Origin of the sequence: Paenibacillus sp. FSL W8-0194 (genome assembly GCF_037969745.1) — a bacterium.
Taxonomy (GTDB): domain Bacteria; phylum Bacillota; class Bacilli; order Paenibacillales; family Paenibacillaceae; genus Paenibacillus_AQ; species Paenibacillus_AQ cookii.
The window spans coordinates 679,027-697,970 of record NZ_CP150205.1; the positions used below are offsets into that span (position 1 = coordinate 679,027).

The window sequence follows — 18,944 nt, forward strand, 5'->3', positions numbered from 1 at the left end:
GATTTTATACCTCGATATGCTCTTTGAACCAGCGGACGATATGGCTGAGGCGTCTTGTGCGAAGATACGGATTGCCGCTCCGGGACAGATTGTGATCCGCCCCCGGGAAACGGATCAGCTGCGTTTCTTTGCCCAGCCGCTTCAGCGCGACGAACATCTGCTCGCCCTGCTCGATTGGACAGCGCATGTCCTGCTCGCCGTGAAGGATGAGCAGCGGGGTGCTTACGTTTTTGACATAAGCAAGCGGGGAATGCTTCCACAGCTTTTCGACGTCATCCCACGCATTGCCCCAGATTTGGTCCTCCGTGAAGTGGTAGCCGATATCGCTCACGCCGTAGAACGAAAGCCAGTTGCAGATGGAACGCTGGGTGACGGCCGCCTGAAAGCGGTTCGTATGGCCGACGATCCAGTTGGTCATAAATCCTCCGTAGCTTCCGCCGGTCACGCCGAGACGGGAGCCGTCCACGAAAGGATAGTGGTCCAGCACGTAGTCCGTAAATTCCATCAGGTCGAGGTAATCCCGTCCTCCATAGTCCCCGCGGACCGTGTTGACATGGACCTGGCCGTAGCCGTGCCCGCCGCGCGGATTCGTGTAGAATACCGCATAACCGGCGGCGGCCAGCAGCTGGAACTCATGCATGAACGTATGGCCGTACATGGCTTGCGGTCCGCCGTGGATTTCGAGAACGGCCGGTACCTTGGAGCCTTCCTTGAAGCCGATCGGCTTCATGATCCAGCCCTGCATCGGCCAGCCGTCTCCGGCCGCGTACCGGAACTCTTCCGGCTCGCTCAGCGTCAGCTCGCTCCATAGCTCTTTGTTGCATTCGGTCAAGCGGGTTTCCGTTCTGCCCTGCAGTTCCAGCCGGTACAAATCGCCGGGGTGCAAAGGATCGGCAGCGGCAAATACGAGGCTGCCTTCCGGCGTCAGGGCGAACTGGTAGATCTCGCGGTCCCCGCCGGCGACGATTTCGAATTCGGAGCCGTCGAGGGCATAACGGGCGATCTCGACGCGCCCCAGCTGGCTCACCTGAAGGTACACATGCGCTCCGTCCGGGCTGAAGACCGGCGGCGTTCCGGCGCCTGCGCGCATATCGCTGACGCAGCTGTGGCCGATCTGAATGTCGAGATCGGTATAGAGGGCGCGGTATTCGCCGCCTTCCGCCGGGATGAGATATATGCGGGTCAGCGTGGCGTAACCGCAGGACAGATCATCCGCAAGCATCAGGATGGATCCGCCGTCCGGCGTATAGCTGACGGAACCGATGCTGATTTTGCCGTCCGTCAGCCGGCGCGTTTCGCTTCCCGTACGATCCGTTACATACAGATCGTTCGTCGGTCTCAGATCGGCGTCGGCATACTCGTCCGTAGGCAGCTCCGCCGTATACGCGATGCGACTGCCGTCCGGCGACCAGGCGAAAGCCCCGACGTCAAACGCGCCCGACGTTATCTGGACGCTGCTTGCGCCCGCGATGTCGAATACGAATAAATGCGATCTGCGGCCGCTTCGCGAACCGACGCCGTCGGCTTTGTAACGGATGCGGTCCACGATTTTTTCCTCGGGCAGCGCAGGTTCGTCCTTGGCTTTGGCGTCCAATTGCTCTTCCTTGTCGTCCGGCGCTTCGGCTTTAAGAAGCAGGGCGGAACCGTCCGGCGACCATTTGAATGCGCTTACTCCATGCTTCAATTCGGTCACGGCCTGGGCTTCGCCGCCATGGGCGGGCATGATCCACACCTGGCGCGCATCGCCTTTTTTCCGGAGAAAAGCCAGCTGCGAACCGTCAGGGGACCACTGCGGCGCTCCGTCCTGCTCGCCGGCCGTAAACGGAACGTCCGCGCCGCCGGGCTGAATCAGGCGGATTTGGGTCACGTATCCGTCATGTTTGTCGTTGACCGATTTCAGTATGTACGCAGTCGCGCCGTTTTCGGGCGAGACTGCAGGATCGCTTACCCAGCGGATGCGGTACAGGTCCTCGGCTGTCATTACGCGTTTCTCACTCATCGAAAAAGACCTCCCATATAAAAGATGAACCATTTCATGAGTTCATTATCCCAGAGATTGGACGTAAATTCCATCCCGATTCCTTCGGAAGCCGAGAACCCCGCAGTCCGTTACTTTTTCTGAATCCACGCCGCGATATCGGAGATCAGCGCGGAAGATACGTTGGACGGCATCGCATATTCGGCACCGATGGAGATGCCGTCGTATTCCGCGAGCAGATGATTCATTTTCGGATACGACTTGAATTCGACGCCGCTCCGGCCTTGAAGCGATTTTTTCCACTCATTGAACTGGTTCATCGTTACCTGCCAGTCGTTTTCGCCTTGCAGGACGAGCATCGGCGTTTGTTGCTTGACGGCCAGATCGACGGGTTTATAGTTTTTCTGCTCAAACCACCAATACGCCGGGGAGAGCGGGAATTTTTCCGGCATATGGTCCACGGTATACTGCGGATCGTTCACCAGCTGGGCGATTTGAGTCCATGCAGCCGCCTGCTGTTCGAACGGGGCAGGGTCCTGGCCCAGCTTTTTGACGCGCGCAACCAGCTCCTGCTGCTGCTCGATCAGCGTATCGGCAAACTTCAGGCTAGGGCCCGAGAGCACGATCGCGCCCGCGATGTCCTTGCTTTGGTCCGCATCGATGATCAGCGGCATCGCAAAACCGCCTTGGCTGTGGCCTGCGACGAAGATCCGGCCCGGATCGATCTTAGGCGTTTGTTTGAGCAGCTTGACGGCGGTGACGGCGTCATCCACGGTTTCCTTCTTCAGCGTGAACTTCGGATCGGCCGCAACCTTGAAGGTATGCTCGTAGGTCACCTTGTCATAGCGAAGAACGGCGATGCCTTTGGCCGCCAAACCGACGGCCAGGTCGCGGAACGGCTTGGCCGCGCCCATCGAGGAATCGCGGTCATGAGGCCCGGAGCCGTGGACAAGCACGACGGCAGGGAACGGTCCTTCGCCTTGCGGAAGGGTCAACGTGGCGGGCAAGGCCCACTGGCCTTCACCGATGCGCACTTCCTGTTCCGTATAGGCGGCCGGGTTGTCATAAGCGGGCTTTTGGTATCCCCCAGAGCTGGAAGGGCCGATATACATGTCATCCACCCGGCCTTCGCCATTCAGCCTGAGCGTTACTTCCACCGGCATTTGTCCCCACTGAAGCAGATAGGAAACGTTGCGGTAGACGGCATTCGTTTGCTCCGTTCTGGCAGCGGGTTTCGAAGGCGCCTTCCCATACAGCTGCTCGTAATTGCTCCACAAGCCGTTGACGGCTTGAACAGGCAGCGCTTTTTGGAAAGCGGGGCTCATGTATTCGGCGGCTTTGGCGCCGTTGCCCGCTTGCAGCTCCTTCAGAAACAAATCGGCGGCGTCTTGGGAAGCTTCCGGGTTGTTAGTTTCCCCCGGGGTTGCCGGTTGGCTGAAAATGCCGGAAAGGAAACCGGCAGGCACAAGCGTTTTGCCGGAAACGAGCTGAACCGGACCTCCCACGTTTACGGCTTTGCCGTTGAATACGCCTTGGGCTTTGCCCGGGGTCAGCACGAGGGTTTGGCCGCCTTTGACCAGCGTGACCGTGCGGGCAGCTTGATCCCAGCGAACCTCTACGCCCAGCTTGGACGCGGCTTCGCGTACCGACACGTACGCCGTCTTGTCCTTGGACGATTCTGCAGCGGCGGAGGCTGCAGGTACGGACAGCGCCAGCGCAAGGGATGCGGCGGCAAATTTGCGCAGTTTCTTTGAATTTTTTTTCATGACGTTTCCTCCTCTGGAGCGGTTAGCCCCTTTATATATAATGAAAGGCATCGTATGAAGGCGGAGGTTGGATTCTAGGATGTCCGATGCCGATGAAACCGCGGATGCTCCAATTTCGTTGATCAACCTGTGAAAAAACTGGCGGCAAATATGAGGAGCAGAATCCCCGCAAAAATCATCCATGCCGCCGGTCTGGCGAAATTGATCGTCCAGCCGATGCCCATCCGCTTTTCCACGAACATGGCCGGATCGTCCGGATTGTAATAAATAAAGCCGAGTTTCCAGAAACGGTCGTCATTCACGGCAGTCGCGCTGGCGGTCCCGGAAGGGCGGCCAATGCGGCGGCCTCCTTGTCCGGTCGTAAACGAGAGGACAAGGGCCATCACGATGATGATGGACGGCATCAGCAGCGTGATGGGAAACACGACGTTGCCGGGCAGATTGTAGCGCATATTTAGCTGAATAAACGACAGCAACAGCGTGATCAACATCCCCGAGACGACGTTAAACATCGACCACCGGAGGCGGAAAAGCGCATTCCGCTGCGCCGAAAGCTCGGGATGGTCGGGATGGATCTGCTGCTTGCTTTTCAGGATCATCCAGTTCATGAACATAAACAGGAAAATCATGACAAGCTGCATCAGGTTCGGACCGAGCACCGCCCGCAGCGATTTGTCGACGGAGCGGGTGATTTCGCCATGCCAGTCGTATTTCATCGCGATCGTCTCAGGGAATTGGTCGTAGTACGCAAACGCAAGGATGGCACTGATCAGCATGACGGCAATATGCAGGACGAACCAGCGGTTGGAAACCGTGATCTTTTTGCTGCGGAACCGGGTGTCGATCGCGATTTTTCCGCTCTGCTGCACCGCGGTCGGCAGGGAGGCCTTCGTTTTTTTCATTCTCAGGTAAAAGGCGAAGTTCATTGCTGCCGAGCAAACAATCACGGCGGTAATAAAGATGGATATTACGGCGGCCTGGCCTTCTTCGCCGGCGTTCATCAGCGAATACAGGCAGCCGAGCAGCAGGATGGCATACAACGTGCCGCTGATCCAGGCAAATTGTTGTCTCATCTGCCGCAGCTGCGGGCTGTGATACATCTCTTCGCTGACCGAAACGCCGAAACTGACGGTTTCCCTGCTGAGAAACGGTATGGAAATCAGCGCGATGATGATGGGGATGAAGAGGGCGACAATCATGAAAGCAGAAATCCAGTACATTATGCATTCTCCTTTTTGCCATGTGAGATGTCTTCATAAATGGATTCGACGATTTGCAGCAGGCTCGCCTTATCCATGCTCCGGCATATGGCTTCGGCGATCAGCGGCCTGAATTGCTCCGCCTGCTTCTGCTCAAACTCCGGCGTAGCGGGAGGCATGCCGTCCGGATTGACGACGACGCCTTTTTGCCTGTGGATCTGAATGTAGCCTTCCTGTTTGAGCAGCGTGTACGCTTTGTTGATGGTATGCAGGTTGACGCCGATATCCGCGGCAAGGCTCCGGACGGACGGGAGGTCTTCTCCCGGCTGCAGGCTGCCGCTCGCGATGCCTTCGATAATCTGATTAATCAGCTGCGTATAAATGGGAAGTTCCGACTGCATATCCAGACGGATGATCATAAGAAGCCCTTCTTTCGCAAACAAAATGTCAAAAGTGCAACTGTTATACTACAAATATAACAGATAGAATTTTGGGTGTAAATAAGGGCTTTGACCAAAGCCGCAGCTCAAAAAAGCCGCAAACGGCGGCCGGGCTTGCGCAAAAAAAGCGCCTGCTTAAGCAGACGCTTTGGTTCTCGAAGCGATAGGTTATTCACGTTGTTGTTTTTGCTTCATTTTTTTCATGAGCAGCTCTTTGAAGGTTGCGTTTTGCTCGAGGTTTTCCTTTTTCCTCGATGCGATGATCTGTGGTCTTGGATACGAATGGTGAAAAGGCGCAATGCGCGGCACATTCATCATGATCTCTCCTTCCGAAGGTTTGCTAGCCCTGCATGCGTCATGGCGGCAGCAAACCGGAAGCGCCCTTATTTTTCGGCGCGGCTTGTGTAGAACCATTACCCGTTTCATGGCGGTTATAAACATCATATTTCGAAACGCTCCATTTTGCAAAAAATGCGAAAGCGCAAACTGTTACGACATTTTATGTCGCATCACATCTCCTATAATGGGCATGTAACTCGGAAAAATGAATGAAAAGAGGTTGTATGTTCATGGCAAAAACGAAACGGGGACGCGTATTATGGAATTTGCCGTCCAGAGGCCGGGGGACATGTCCGGTTTGCGGCAGCGGGCGGATCAAGCTTTTATATACCCGCACGAGTACGGAAGGCGCATCCATGAAAGTCTGCAAAAAATGCTTTAAAGCCACACAAGAAAGGGTTGACGCCGCCAGCCGAAATCCGGAACCGGCCGTTCGGACGGAGTAAGGATCAAACGTTTTTCAGCAGGAAAAAGATTCAAAAACCGCTTGTATCCCAGAGCCTGCAAATGCTTCAATATAGCTGAAGGGCATGATCTTCTGACAAGGAGAAGCAAGATATGAGCAATATGCACAGGATTCACTGGTTTGACCAGCGGATTAGGGGAGGGCATTATCCGAGCAGCAGGGATCTTGCCCTTCAATTCGAAATTTCCAGAAGGCAGGCGCAGCGCGACATCGAATACCTTGCGGTTTCATTGCGGGCGCCGCTCGTTTATATAGCCAAACACCGTGGATACGGTTACGAGGATAAAACGTACATGCTGCCGCATTTGTACATGACGGAAGAAGAAAAGTCGGTGCTGAAATTTTTGGCCCGAAAATACGGGGAGTATAGCACCGATGCCCCGTCCGGCGTTCAGCGGGTCGCACACCTGCTGGGCAGGTTTGCGGGCGAGGAAGAAGGGGAGGGAGCCGGGAGGCTTCCTTATTTCGATGCCGATCCCCGGCTTATCCATATCAGCGGGCAGCTGTCGTTTGCGATCGAGCAGCGAAGGACCGTGCATCTCCATTACCGGTCCGAAAACGGAGAGTTCCGGGAGGACGTATGTCCGGTGCGTCTGGTGTCCCGATACAACGCCGATTATGTTGCAGCGTACCAAGAATATGAGGGGAAAACGCGCCTCTACCGGCTGGACGCCATCGAAAGCCTGCATGTGACGAATCGCATGTTCGAGATAAACGAAGCGGAGGACGTTCCTTTTGTAAAGGGCAGACCTCCCGCGATCCAACCTTTTACGGCCCGGCTTAGGCTGGATCGGGAGCTTCAGGGGGAGGCCTGGCATGGTTATCCGGCAAGACCCGCCGGGGACGGCTTTTACGACATCGACTTTTATGACGACGACGCGTTCCTGCAGCAGCTTTTGCTGGGCGGGTGGCTGAACCTGGTATCTCCCAAATGGCTGAAAACCAAGCTGCAGAACCGGTGCGGACAAATTTTAAAATGCTTGGATGGAGAGGAATGATGCCGATGGCCGAAGTGATTCTGCGCGGACTGGAGATGAAAAGGGAATCGAAGTCTTTTACCGACAGCCTGTACGCTGTCCTGACGGGAGCCGGGTTATTCTCCGGACCGAAATACAGGCTGTCCGCGCTGAGCGGCATGGCCTTCATCTTTTCCGTACATGAACGGCTGCTGCCGCTTTCGGTAACGGCTTACGGGGAGTGGGGGACAGTTCATAAGCGGGCCGCCGACAGCCTCGGCATTTTTACGGTGGCGGATGCAGGCAGGACGCGGCATCCCACGTTTAAGAAATATCAGCAGGATGCCGTCAAGTGGATCAAATCCAGCCTGGACCGCGGACTTGGAGCGGTGTATTGGCTTCCCGAATTCGGCGTCATCCACGGATATGACGATGCCGACCGGATTTTTTACGTGCAGGACGGGTACTCCGCGGAAAGCAAAATCGTGTTGTACGATAATTTCGGCATCAACTTCACCCCGTTTTGGTATGCGCAAATGTTTGGCGGGAAAGTGGACATCGGGGCCAAAGACATGGTTCTCGAGGCACTCCGTATGGCGCTGGACGATTGGGAGACCCCGCATCCGGTTCCCCCGAACCGCAGCATTGCTTCCGGAAGGAAGGCTTATTCGTATTTTATCCATGCGCTGGAGCAAGGGGACTTTGACTCGTTTGGCGCCGTTTATGTTTGGGATGCCTTTCGGGCCTCGAGGACGGAAATCATGCTTTTTCTGCAGGAGGCGTCCCTCATGTTTCCGGGGTTGCAGGAAGCGGCGGCATGTTACGAGCAGCTTGCGGGCATGATGGAACCGGCGGAGCGTTGGACCGTTTCCGCGAACCAGGGCCGAACGCTCAGCCAGGAGAGCATTCCGGCACTGATCGGGGTGCTGAAGGAGGCGGAGAAGCTGGAGGAGCGGGCGATGGGCGTTTTTAAAAGCATCTCCGTCCAATATCCGGATTTGAAACGGTCGACGGTTCCGCGATGGGGACTGCATACCGCAAGATAAACGGAAGGGAGAAGTTATGGCCAATACCATCCTGAAAGATTTGCGCATGACGACGGAGTCCAGATCCTACATCGATGCGATGCATGCGGTGTTGACCCATGCCGGCTGGACGTCCTGTTCCAAGGCGATGCTTGCCGGCATGACCGTTACCGGCTTCCGGTTTGCGGTCCATCGGCGTTTAACCGCCGAGTCGCCGACGGCATACAATTGGGTGGCGGAAAACTTTCTCGCCGCGGATTTTATGGGAGTTACTGCTTCGTCATCCGCCGGGTTTACCTTTCACCCGACGTTTCCGTTATATCGGCAGGAGGCGGTTGCCGAAATTAAGGCGTCGCTGGACCGGGGAATTGGAGCCGTGTTCTGGAAGGACTGCTTTGCCGTTGCAGCCGGATATGACGACGAAAAAGGCATCCTGTATTACGACGACGGCTCCGGGCATAGGCTGCAGCGATTGCCGTACGGGGAATTCGGACAGAATCGTTCCCCCTACTGGTATTATCAGATACTCGAAGATACGGTTGAGCTCGATCCGATCGAAATTTATAAGGAATCTCTTATGCAAGCAATCTACAAATGGGAGACGCATGACCGGATGCTCCCCGAAGCGGATTATGCCTGCGGCTCTAAGGCTTATGATGCGATCAAGCAGGCACTCCATGGAGGTGCATTCGATCCCGTTCAGGCCGGCGAGGTTTTCGAATGTTATGCGGCCGCCAAAAGGGATGTCGGCGAATATACAGGCGTGCTGGCGTCTTTATGGCCGCAGCTTGAACCGGCGGCTCAAGCTTACCGAAAGACGGCACAAGCGTTTCGCGAGGTGCTGGGCCTCATTGCCGAGGATCCAAGCATGAAACGACAGGCCCGAAATCTCGTTCGATTATTCGATGAAGCGCAGCGTGCGGAGCAGGAGGCGATCGGACGGATCAAGACGTTTATGCATGAACGGATCCGGAACCGCTTTGACCATGTCGGGCTGAGATAGAGTTTCCGGTTGCCGGCATCGTATTGAAGATAAGCGCGATTCACCTCCATACACGAAAGAAAAAAGGCGTCCCCGAGCCATGCATCATGGCTGGGGTACGCCTTTTTCATTAAGCTTATTATTGGTTTGCGATCATTTGGCGAAGCACGGTTTGCAGAATGCCGCCGTTGTGGTAGTAATCCACGTCCACCATGCTGTCCAGACGGGCCGTAACCGGGAATTCGAAGGTCGTGCCGTCCTCGCGCGTCGCTTTCACGGTCAGCGTCTGGCCAGGTTGCACGTCGTTGCTCAGACCCACGATGTCAAAGGTTTCCCTGCCGGTCAGGCCAAGGCTCTTCCAGCCGGTTCCTTCTTGGAACTGCAGCGGAAGCACGCCCATGCCGACGAGGTTGCTGCGGTGAATCCGTTCGAAGCTTTCGGCGATAACGGCTTTGACGCCAAGCAGGAACGTTCCTTTGGCCGCCCAGTCGCGGGAGCTTCCCGTGCCGTATTCCTTGCCTGCGATGACGACCAGGTTGCGGTCTTCGTTTTGATACTTCATGGATGCATCATAAATGGACATCACTTCGTTCGTAGGCAGGTACGTCGTAACGCCGCCTTCCGTTCCAGGCGCAACCTGGTTGCGGATCCGGATGTTGGCGAACGTGCCGCGCATCATGACTTCATGGTTGCCGCGGCGGGAGCCGTAGGAGTTGAAGTTTTTGCGTTCAACGCCGTGCTCTTTCAGGTACAGGCCTGCAGGGCTTGTCGGCGAGATGTTGCCGGCAGGGGAGATATGGTCGGTCGTGACGGAATCTCCGAGCAGTGCCAGTACGTTAGCGGCGTTGATGTCCTTAATGTCATCCAGCTGCGTGCCGAGGTTCTTGAAGAACGGCGGATTCTGGATGTAAGTGGATTTTTCGTCCCACTCGTACAGTTCGCCTTCCGGAACCGGAATCGCGTTCCAGCGTTCGTTGGCGGTAAAGACGTTGGCGTATTTTTTGCGGAACATTTCCGCGTCCATGGATTGGTTCATGGCTTCCTTGATTTCCGCGGAAGTCGGCCAGATATCCTTCAGATAGACAGGCTCGCCTTCCTGGTCATGGCCGATCGGATCGTTTTGCAGATCGATGTTGACCGTTCCGGCCAGCGCGTAGGCTACGACGAGCGGAGGCGAAGCCAGGTAGTTGGCTTTGACCTGAGCATGGACGCGGCCTTCGAAGTTCCGGTTGCCGGACAATACGGCGGCTACGGTCATGTCGTTGTCGGCGATCGCTTGGCTGACTTCGTCCGGCAGCGGACCGGAGTTGCCGATGCAAGTCGCGCAGCCATAACCTGCAACGTAGAAGCCGAGGGCCTCCAGGGATTCAAGCAGGCCTGCTTTTTCCAAATATTCGGTAACGACCAGGGAGCCCGGCGTCAAGCTGCTTTTTACGTAGCCCGGTTTTTTCAGGCCGCGTTCAACCGCTTTTTTCGCCAAGATGCCCGCGCCCAGCATAACGCTTGGGTTGGACGTGTTGGTACAGCTCGTGATCGCGGCGATGACGACGGCGCCGGTTCCCATTTGGCTGGTGGTGCCGTCCGCATGTTTCACGGTCACTTTCTCTTCGATTTTGGCATCGCTGAGACCGTATCCGCCTTTTTCGATCGGCGTGCGCACGATATCGTTGAAGGCTTTTTTCATGTTCGTCAGCTCGATGCGGTCCTGCGGACGTTTAGGTCCGGCAAGGCTCGGTACGACGGAAGCCAGGTCGAGTTCGATGATGTCCGTGAACTCAGGGTCTTCCATGTCGGCCGTACGGAACATGTTTTGTGCTTTATAGTAAGCTTCCACCAGCTCGACTTGTTCGTCGGAGCGGCCGGTGTTGCGCAGGTAGGCCAGCGTTTCGCTGTCAACCGGGAAGAAGCCGATGGTCGCGCCGTATTCCGGTGCCATGTTGGCTACGGTCGCGCGGTCCGCCAGGCTGATGTTGGCAAGTCCAGGACCGAAGAATTCGACGAATTTGCCGACGACGCCTTTTTTGCGCAGCATTTCGGTGACCGTCAGGGCCAGGTCGGTCGCGGTTGCGCCTTCTGTCAGGCTGCCTGTCAGCTTAAAGCCGATGACGTCCGGCGTGACGAAATAAAGCGGCTGTCCGAGCATGCCGGCTTCGGCTTCGATGCCGCCGACGCCCCAGCCCACGACGCCGAGACCGTTGATCATCGTCGTATGGGAGTCCGTTCCGACGAGGGAGTCAGGGTAGACGACGGTTTCGCCGTCAACCGTTTTGGTGGCTGCCACGGACGCAAGGTATTCCAGATTGACCTGGTGAACGATCCCCGTTGCCGGCGGAACCGCGCGGAAGTTATTGAACGCCGTTTGCGCCCAGCGCAGGAAGCGGTAGCGTTCTTCGTTGCGCTCGAATTCGACTTCCATGTTATAGTTCAGCGCCTGGCTTGTGCCGAAGGCATCAACCATAACGGAGTGGTCGATAACGAGGTCGACCGGTACGAGCGGGTTGATCTTCTTCGGATCGCCACCGGCTTTTTTCACGGTGTCGCGCATCGCGGCAAGGTCGACGACGACCGGAACGCCGGTGAAGTCCTGGAGCACGATCCGCGCCGGGATAAACGGAATTTCTTTGTTGCGGCCTACGCCTTCGTTCCATTTTGCCAGCTGTTTGATATGCTCCTCGGTAATCGCGCGGCCGTCAAATTGGCGGACGGCGGCTTCCAGAAGCACTCTGATCGAGAACGGGAGCTTGGAAATGCTGCCGAGTCCCTGTTCTTCAAGCGCCTTCAGGCTGTAGTAGCGGTATGTTTTGCCGCCGACTTCCAGGCTGCGGGCTGTGGAGAATTGATCCTTTGCTGTCATACATGTACCTCCTTAAGAATGTGCTCTCGTGAACATTTTCGGTGGGATGCGGTAAGCGATAGGGCAATCACTTTGCCGTTCCTGTTTCACTAGATGAAACATAATTTCAAAATAGTGAGGTTTGCTTTTAGTATACCGTTTACAAGCCGGGGAGTAAAGAACTTTTTGCGTCTATTTATATGAAACGAAAGGCGGGATAAAAGGAAGAAGGACGACTGCCCGGGAGGCCTCCCGATCCTTGCGGCGCCAAGGAATTCGCATTCCCAAAAACCGCCGGATATCATTCTTTCCCCGGGCCGCCTCTTTCAACCGCGGATGAATGAAGTTCATAGCGGCTCGTTTCGGTTCATATACGTTATATTAGGAAGCCGTTTCATGGCTTGTTCGAGCCTGAAGCCCGTTCAGGGCCTGAAAACGGCTGCAAGTAACGGAAACGAGAGGGGATTAGAGCGGATGGAGAAGGAATGGAAACAGACACTCTACACCTATGTGAACCAATATAATCAGCTGCAGATCGATTACCGGTCGCAGCAAGGGGAGCAGGTCGTCACCGACCCGGGTTATCTGATGGCCAAGGCGGAGCGTTCCTTCCGGCTTTCGCAATGGTACGAAGCGCGCGGGGCCCGGCCTCTTCGCAGCGAAACAAGGGCCAAGCTGCTGCGGACGATCCAGGACGCCCCGGATCAAGCGGTCGTCGACGTGCAGCTCCATGTGCAGCTTTTTTATGAAAAAGGAGGGGTGACCCATGCGGAGGAAACGATCCAGAGGGAGCGCCTGACGCTGATCCGCGACGGCGACGATTGGGTCATCGTGTCCGTGGAGCATCTCACGCCGGAAAAGCATCCGTCGGCGGCGGGCATCGACGTCTTTGCGGAACCGCAGCAGTCCGGTGACCCGTCCTACGGCAGCAGTCCCCAGCCTTACCTGAACCCGTACATCCTGGGCGGGGGAATCAACCGGAAGTCCGTCCGGTACCGCCGGGAGGAAGCGGCTGCGTATGCCGACCGCTGGTGGAATTCCTATAATCCCGAGTTTGCGGTTTTCGACGTGGATTGCACGAATTACATCTCCCAATGTCTCTTTGCAGGCGGTGCGCCAATCAACTATACTGGTAGAAGAGAAACGGGCTGGTGGTACAAGGGATATGTCGGCGGCAAGGAATGGTGGAGCTACAGTTGGGCCGTGTCCAACGCGTTGTCCGCTTTTCTCGCGGCAAGCACCTGGGGAACCCGGGGGGAACTGGTGGAACGTCCGGAGCAGCTGATGCTCGGCGACGTCATTTTTTATGATTGGGACGGGGACGGCTCCTTCCAGCATTCGACGATCGTCACCGCTTTCGATGCCGGCGGGCAGCCGCTGGTGAACGCGCACACGGTCAGCAGCCGGCACCGTTACTGGGATTACAGGGATTCCTATGCGTGGACCGAAAATACCGCGTACCGTTTTTTGCATATCCCGGACTACTTCTAGAGCGTTATAATGATAAGGTACGACAGCAGGAGCAGCCTGCAATACAGTAAAAAAGAGAGAGGTTAGGCATGGGGAACAACAAAACAACCGTAGGGCTGGTATACGGCGGCAAATCAGGCGAACACGAGGTGTCGCTGCAAACGGCTTTTGCGGTCATGAACGCCTTTGATTACGATAAATACGAGCTGATTCCGTTTTACATCACGAAGCAGGGGGAATGGAAAAAGGGACCCGCGCTGTCCGCTCCGCTCGACAAGGTGGAAAAGCTGAAGCTGGAGGAAGGCGGGGAAGGCACCGAAGCGGCGCTTGGCGCGATTTTCAGCCGATTGTACGGCGGAGATCCGGCCGTGGATCTGATGTTTCCGCTCCTTCACGGAACGTTCGGCGAGGACGGCACCATCCAGGGGCTGTTCGAAATGGCGAATATCCCTTACGTCGGGGCGGGCGTGCTGGCATCGGCGGCCGGGATGGATAAGGTCGTGATGAAAAAGCTCTTCGCGCAGGCCGGCCTTCCGCAGTGCAAGTTTTGCCATTTCACCAAACATCAATGGGAACAAGGCAGCTTTAATCTGATCCGAGGCGTAGAAGACGATCTGGGGTACCCATGCTTCGTCAAGCCGGCCAATCTCGGCTCGAGCGTCGGCATTTCCAAAGCGAGAAACCGCGAGGAGCTGGAGCGTGCGGTCGAGCTTGCTTTCCGTTACGACCTGAAGGTCATCGTGGAGGAATTCGTCGATGCCCGCGAGGTGGAGGTGGCCGTGCTCGGCAACCAGGAGCCGATGGCTTCGGTTCCGGGGGAAATCGTATCCTCCGCCGATTATTACGATTACGCCGCCAAGTACACCGACGGCCAGTCGGAGATGATCATTCCGGCTCCGGTGGATCCGGACGTGGCGGACCGCCTGCGCGAGGCGGCTTTGGTCGCGTTCCAGGCGATCGAAGGCAGCGGCATTACCCGGGCGGACTTCTTCCTCCGCAAGTCGGACGGCGCGATTTTGATCAACGAGGTCAACACGATGCCGGGCTTTACGCCGTACAGCATGTATCCGCTGCTCTGGAGGGAAACGGGGCTCGGCTATCAGGCGCTTCTCGACCGGATGATCGAGCTGGCGTTCGAACGCTACGAAAACAAGCAGGCGCTGAGCTACACGAACGAACCGTAAGCGGCTGCCCCGCTCGAAGATGAAGAAACGTTTCATAAGGTGTCCGGCCGGCGCAGTCAAAGGCCCGGGCACCTTTTATGCATGAGGGAACGCCATTTTATGGGGAAAGGGAAGGTGCATGGATGGGATTTCAAACGGAATTCAACTCGGTATGCAAGTTCAAGAGCGACCAGGAGCTGTACGAACTGATGGAATACGGGCGCGGCAAAATGGTGAAGCAGGGCTTCCGCGTTTTTCCGACGGGGCAGAAAGTGATCGCGTATACGCCGGACAACGTCGCGGTGGCCATCGTCAAAATCGTGGGGTGCATTGCCGAAATCAACTTTCAGGGGCAAGAGGTGACCGAGGTCGAAATGGAGCTGATCCGCAAGCTGAATGACGAGGAATCGCGGATTCAAACGGCTTTGGCTTACGAAATGTTTTTTGGGGAACATAATCCTTAAGGTATAATCATTTACTAAGACCCTAAGGAGCGGAATTATGATCGTAAGGTTCGGCTACGTGGCCATGTCGATGGAGGTTCAGGACGCTTCCCCGTCCAAAACGATGACGATGACGAGTTTTCGCAAGCTGAGCGACCGGGATGCGGCCATTCGCAAGCTGGAGAGGATCGCGGAAGGGAATCTGCACAACACGCTGCGGCTTCTGAAGCATAACCATGCCCATGACATCCGGGTATACCGCTTTTCCTCCAAGCTGATCCCGCTGTCGACCCACGAGGACTTGCAGGATTGGGACCCGTTTGCGGCGCTGCATGGGGCTTTCGGAGAAGTGGGGCAGTACGTCCGCGACCATGGGATGAGGGTGTCTTTTCATCCGGATCACTTTACGGTGCTGAGCACGCCGAGGCCGGAGGTATTGCGCAATTCGGTACGGGATCTGAAGCATCACGTCGCGATGCTGAAGGCTATGGGACTGAATGCCACCGCGAAAAACAACATCCACATCGGAGGGGCCTACAAAGACAAGCCGTCCGCCGCCGACCGCTTCAAAGAGCATGTCGCTATGCTGGACCGGGAAATCCAGGAGCGTTTGACGCTCGAAAACGACGACAAAACCTTTACCGCGGCCGAAACGCTGGAGGTCTGCCGGGCGACGGGCCTGCCCATGGTGCTCGATCTGCATCATCAATGGGTCAATAACGACGGCGAACAGCCGTGGGAGCTTTGGCCGGGCATTCAGGAAACGTGGGCCGGAGAGCTGGCGCAAAAAGATGCGGATCCGAACCACCCGCTGCCGCCGAAAATTCATGTATCCAGCCCGAAAAGCGAAAGCGATCCGCGCAGCCACGCCGATCTGGTGGATCCGGGCCCGCTGCTTGCCTTTCTGCGCCGCATCGCAGGCAGCACGCCGGCCATCGACGTAATGATCGAAGCCAAACGGAAGGATGCCGCCCTTTTTGACCTGATGAATCGTTTAGCTAATTACGAATCGGAAGGAGTCCGGATGCTGGACGGGGCGAGCATCGAAATTTCGGGCTGAATCCCCGATGGAGCGAAGCGGCGATTTTGGACTGTCGCCAAGGCCTTTTCAGGCTGCCGCCGGATTTGAACCGCCTTGTGAAAAAGGGCGAAACTTTAAATCTTTCATCACGTATATTTTTAAAGATAATAACTGCAAGAATCGGTCTGTCTTCAAGGAATCACATCGATCAGATGTTTGACTTACGATAACACGGAAAGTAGAGTGAGCGCTTTGAACCAAAAGGAAACAACTCCTTATGTCGTGACGAGCAAAAGCTATACCGCTGTGGCGATCAATGCCGCCTCCAAAGCGGGGGAATGGATTAAAACCAGATTGGGCACCGTAAAACAATTAAATACCAAATCCGCGGTGAGCGATCTGGTCACGGAAGTGGACAAGGGTGCGGAATCGATGATCCGCAAGCTGATTTTCACCCATTTCCCGGATCACGCCATTCTCGGCGAAGAGGGCGTTGCGCCCGGTCCGGAGGCTTCGGCCCAAGCGCTCGAGAAATATGCGGAAGAAGAATACTTGTGGATCGTCGATCCCGTGGACGGCACGACCAATTTCGTGCACGGCTTCCCGTTTTTTTCCGTATCCATTGCGCTTGCGCATAAAGGCGAGGTGATCGTCGGCGTCATTTACGATCCTTCGCGGGACGAAATGTTTGTCGCCGAAAAAGGAAAGGGAGCCTACGTCCACGGCAAACGCATGCAGGTATCCGGCGAGGCCAAGCTGGAGGAAAGCCTGCTGGCGACGGGATTCCCCGTAGGCCGCGAGAGCACGCTTCCGGTCAACATGGCGGGGCTGATGCATTTGGCTCCGAAGGTCCGCAATATCCGCTCCGGCGGTTCGGCGGCGCTGCATCTGGCTTATGTCGCCGCGGGCCGGCTGACGGGATTCTGGGAAATCGGCCTGAACGCCTGGGATACGGCCGCGGGCGCGCTGATGGTTACCGAATCCGGCGGACAAATCACCGATACGGCAGGGAACCCTTATTCCCTTCGTACGCGCCATGTTGCCGCCACGAACAAAGCGGTGCATTCGGAGCTCGTTCAGGCTTTGAAGGAAGCAGCGGCCACCGGACTGGAAAACGCGTGATCATGCCGGAAGGCGTTTCATTTCCCGATTGACGGGATAACACATATCGTAAGCACCTACCCCGGTGCGGAATCTATCGCAAGGAGTGTCTTTGCTATGAGTGAAAAACATGAACTGGAGCGTCAGCTTAGTGAGATGCTAACCGAAGGCGAAATGGAAGATCAGGGTGACCGCAAGGAGCAGGAGCGGGAGCTTATTTCCCCCCGATATGAAATCCGGATTCAGACGAAAATGGATCCGATCGTGGAAGAAACGTTGAAATACCGCAGCATCGCGCGCGAGCTGGACGACCGGTACGACCGATATCTGGAACGGGCGAAGAAATGGGAACACACGCCCGATCACGAGAATCAGGAATAAGAGGCAAAGCGGACGGAGTGGATATGTCACTTCGTCCGCTTTTTTTGCGTCGTCAAGAAACTTGATTGTACCTTCAGGCGCGTTCAGTCAAACATCCGCCAAAATTTTGCGACATGCAGTCCGCTTTGACGGCTTAAACGTTGCTATTAGTGAACCAGGACGCGGTAAGGCATCCGGATATGCTCCGCATACCGCTGCCCTTCTTGCCGCAAGCGGGAACCGTCCGCCCGGTTGGCATCGTAAACGACGAATGGGGGGAGAAACACGCCGCTGCATTTGTTGACCGTCCCCTGAATCGGTTTCAGATATTCGCTCATCGCATACCAGTTGTCTCCGCCGGCTTGGAAGGATTTCTCCGTTCCGCCCGCCGTGGTGGCCACCATGAATTCCTTCCCCTTCAAACGGTCCCCGCCGGGGCCGTAAGCCCAGCCGGATAGGATCACGTCGTCGAACCACTTTTTGAGGAGGGGCGGCGTGCTGTACCAATAAAAAGGAAACTGCAGCACGATCCGGTCATGTTCGGTCAACAGCCGATGCTCGCGGGCGACGTCGATGTTCCAGTCGGGATATTCCGCGTAAAGGTCGTGGACGAAAATGCCCTGCTCTCCTTTCACCGCGTCAATGAGCGCTCGATTGGCTTTGGAGACGCCAAGATCGGGATGTGCCGCAATAATCAATGTTTTCATATGGAATCATCCTTTCGTCGGTTAACGTGGGTTTCAAAATGATGCATGCGTTTGATTCATCTCCAGTATGGTTCCGATTCCGTTTTCTGAAAAGTACGCTTTTTTTTCATACCAGGTCTCTCAAACCGTACCATCCGTTCGGACGCGGGTTGCGGAATGGTACCAAAAAACGTACTATGTCCGAGAAATGAGAGTACTGTAAGATAACGGTGTGATTTGGTAAAATGGAAAAAAAGCCGAAACCGCATCAAAGGGAAGGGGGACGAAAGAACGTGAGCACGGACGAACGCCGCCCCGGGAACACGGAAGGAATCATGGCGACGCTGCATGCGATCGGGGGGAAATGGAAGCCGTTGATATTGTTCATTTTGCTCCACGAGGGGACGAAACGGTTCGGGGAACTGCGGAGGCAGCTTCCGAACATAACGCAGGGCATGCTCACCAACCAGCTTCGCGAACTGGAGCGCGACAAGCTGATCACCCGGAAGATTTATCAGGAAATTCCGCCCAAGGTCGAATATTCCCTGACGGAGCACGGCAAGTCGTTAAGCTCGGTGCTTAAGGATATGTGCTCCTGGGGATTTAAGCACCGGGATTATGTGGAAGGTTATGAGGAGGAGCGGGCAAGCAGGTAACTCGTCATGCCTGATTCAGCACCGCCCGTTTTCGAATTGAACTGAATATGGAGGCGCCGG

General features: G+C 56.1%; 17 protein-coding genes. 11 read left to right on the forward strand and 6 right to left on the reverse strand.

What is annotated here, in order from left to right:
- Positions 1–4: 4 nt before the first annotated feature.
- From MKY58_RS02950 to MKY58_RS02965, 4 genes are all read right to left on the reverse strand, one after another.
- On the reverse strand, positions 5–1,999 hold the full coding sequence (locus tag MKY58_RS02950) for a S9 family peptidase (RefSeq protein ID WP_339323396.1): 1,995 nt from the start codon (positions 1,997–1,999) through the stop codon (positions 5–7).
- Positions 2,000–2,109: 110 nt separating this feature from the next.
- Positions 2,110–3,744, reverse strand: coding sequence for an alpha/beta fold hydrolase (locus MKY58_RS02955; protein WP_339323397.1), 1,635 nt, complete (start codon positions 3,742–3,744; stop codon positions 2,110–2,112).
- A gap of 122 nt (positions 3,745–3,866) precedes the next feature.
- Complete coding sequence (locus tag MKY58_RS02960) at positions 3,867–4,964, reverse strand: DUF5808 domain-containing protein (protein WP_339323398.1); 1,098 nt, start codon at positions 4,962–4,964, stop codon at positions 3,867–3,869.
- Complete coding sequence (locus MKY58_RS02965; protein WP_339323399.1) at positions 4,964–5,362, reverse strand: GntR family transcriptional regulator; 399 nt, start codon at positions 5,360–5,362, stop codon at positions 4,964–4,966. Before MKY58_RS02965 ends, MKY58_RS02960 begins: the two co-directional genes overlap by 1 nt.
- A 590-nt stretch (positions 5,363–5,952) precedes the next feature.
- Here MKY58_RS02965 and MKY58_RS02970 point away from each other — a divergent pair.
- The 4 genes from MKY58_RS02970 (at position 5,953) to MKY58_RS02985 (ending at position 9,172) form a co-directional block, all read left to right on the forward strand.
- The gene (locus tag MKY58_RS02970; RefSeq protein ID WP_339323400.1) at positions 5,953–6,168 is read left to right on the forward strand and encodes a hypothetical protein; all 216 of its coding nucleotides are present in this window, start codon (positions 5,953–5,955) and stop codon (positions 6,166–6,168) included.
- 112 nt (positions 6,169–6,280) lie between these two features.
- On the forward strand, positions 6,281–7,186 hold the full coding sequence (locus MKY58_RS02975) for a WYL domain-containing protein (RefSeq protein ID WP_339323401.1): 906 nt from the start codon (positions 6,281–6,283) through the stop codon (positions 7,184–7,186).
- A 5-nt stretch (positions 7,187–7,191) separates the two neighbouring features.
- Positions 7,192–8,190: a hypothetical protein gene (locus tag MKY58_RS02980; RefSeq protein WP_339323402.1), complete on the forward strand. Its 999-nt coding sequence runs from the start codon at positions 7,192–7,194 to the stop codon at positions 8,188–8,190.
- 16 nt (positions 8,191–8,206) lie between these two features.
- The gene (locus MKY58_RS02985; RefSeq protein WP_339323403.1) at positions 8,207–9,172 is read left to right on the forward strand and encodes a hypothetical protein; all 966 of its coding nucleotides are present in this window, start codon (positions 8,207–8,209) and stop codon (positions 9,170–9,172) included.
- Positions 9,173–9,290: 118 nt separating this feature from the next.
- Here MKY58_RS02985 and acnA read toward each other — a convergent pair whose 3' ends face one another.
- A complete protein-coding gene (gene acnA / locus MKY58_RS02990; protein ID WP_339323404.1) occupies positions 9,291–12,005 on the reverse strand; it encodes an aconitate hydratase AcnA in 2,715 nt (904 codons plus the stop codon).
- A gap of 453 nt (positions 12,006–12,458) precedes the next feature.
- Here acnA and MKY58_RS02995 point away from each other — a divergent pair, with 453 nt between their 5' ends.
- The 6 genes from MKY58_RS02995 (at position 12,459) to MKY58_RS03020 (ending at position 17,563) form a co-directional block, all read left to right on the forward strand.
- The gene (locus MKY58_RS02995) at positions 12,459–13,475 is read left to right on the forward strand and encodes an amidase domain-containing protein (RefSeq protein WP_339325032.1); all 1,017 of its coding nucleotides are present in this window, start codon (positions 12,459–12,461) and stop codon (positions 13,473–13,475) included.
- 68 nt (positions 13,476–13,543) lie between these two features.
- On the forward strand, positions 13,544–14,638 hold the full coding sequence (locus MKY58_RS03000) for a D-alanine--D-alanine ligase (RefSeq protein ID WP_339323405.1): 1,095 nt from the start codon (positions 13,544–13,546) through the stop codon (positions 14,636–14,638).
- Positions 14,639–14,760: 122 nt separating this feature from the next.
- The gene (locus MKY58_RS03005; RefSeq protein ID WP_036707456.1) at positions 14,761–15,081 is read left to right on the forward strand and encodes a hypothetical protein; all 321 of its coding nucleotides are present in this window, start codon (positions 14,761–14,763) and stop codon (positions 15,079–15,081) included.
- A gap of 37 nt (positions 15,082–15,118) precedes the next feature.
- Positions 15,119–16,120, forward strand: coding sequence for a UV DNA damage repair endonuclease UvsE (uvsE, locus tag MKY58_RS03010; protein WP_339323406.1), 1,002 nt, complete (start codon positions 15,119–15,121; stop codon positions 16,118–16,120).
- Between the two features lie 213 nt (positions 16,121–16,333).
- A complete protein-coding gene (locus MKY58_RS03015; protein ID WP_339323407.1) occupies positions 16,334–17,203 on the forward strand; it encodes an inositol monophosphatase family protein in 870 nt (289 codons plus the stop codon).
- A 96-nt stretch (positions 17,204–17,299) separates the two neighbouring features.
- Entirely contained in the window at positions 17,300–17,563 is a 264-nt protein-coding gene (locus MKY58_RS03020) for a hypothetical protein (protein WP_339323408.1), read from the forward strand.
- Between the two features lie 146 nt (positions 17,564–17,709).
- Here the strand turns inward: MKY58_RS03020 and MKY58_RS03025 are convergent, their stop codons facing one another.
- Positions 17,710–18,249 (reverse strand): NAD(P)H-dependent oxidoreductase, encoded by a 540-nt coding sequence (locus MKY58_RS03025; RefSeq protein WP_339323409.1) that lies wholly within the window; start codon positions 18,247–18,249, stop codon positions 17,710–17,712.
- A 272-nt stretch (positions 18,250–18,521) separates the two neighbouring features.
- Between MKY58_RS03025 and MKY58_RS03030 the strand changes: the two genes are divergently transcribed.
- Positions 18,522–18,884: a helix-turn-helix domain-containing protein gene (locus tag MKY58_RS03030; RefSeq protein ID WP_339323410.1), complete on the forward strand. Its 363-nt coding sequence runs from the start codon at positions 18,522–18,524 to the stop codon at positions 18,882–18,884.
- Positions 18,885–18,944: the final 60 nt, after the last annotated feature.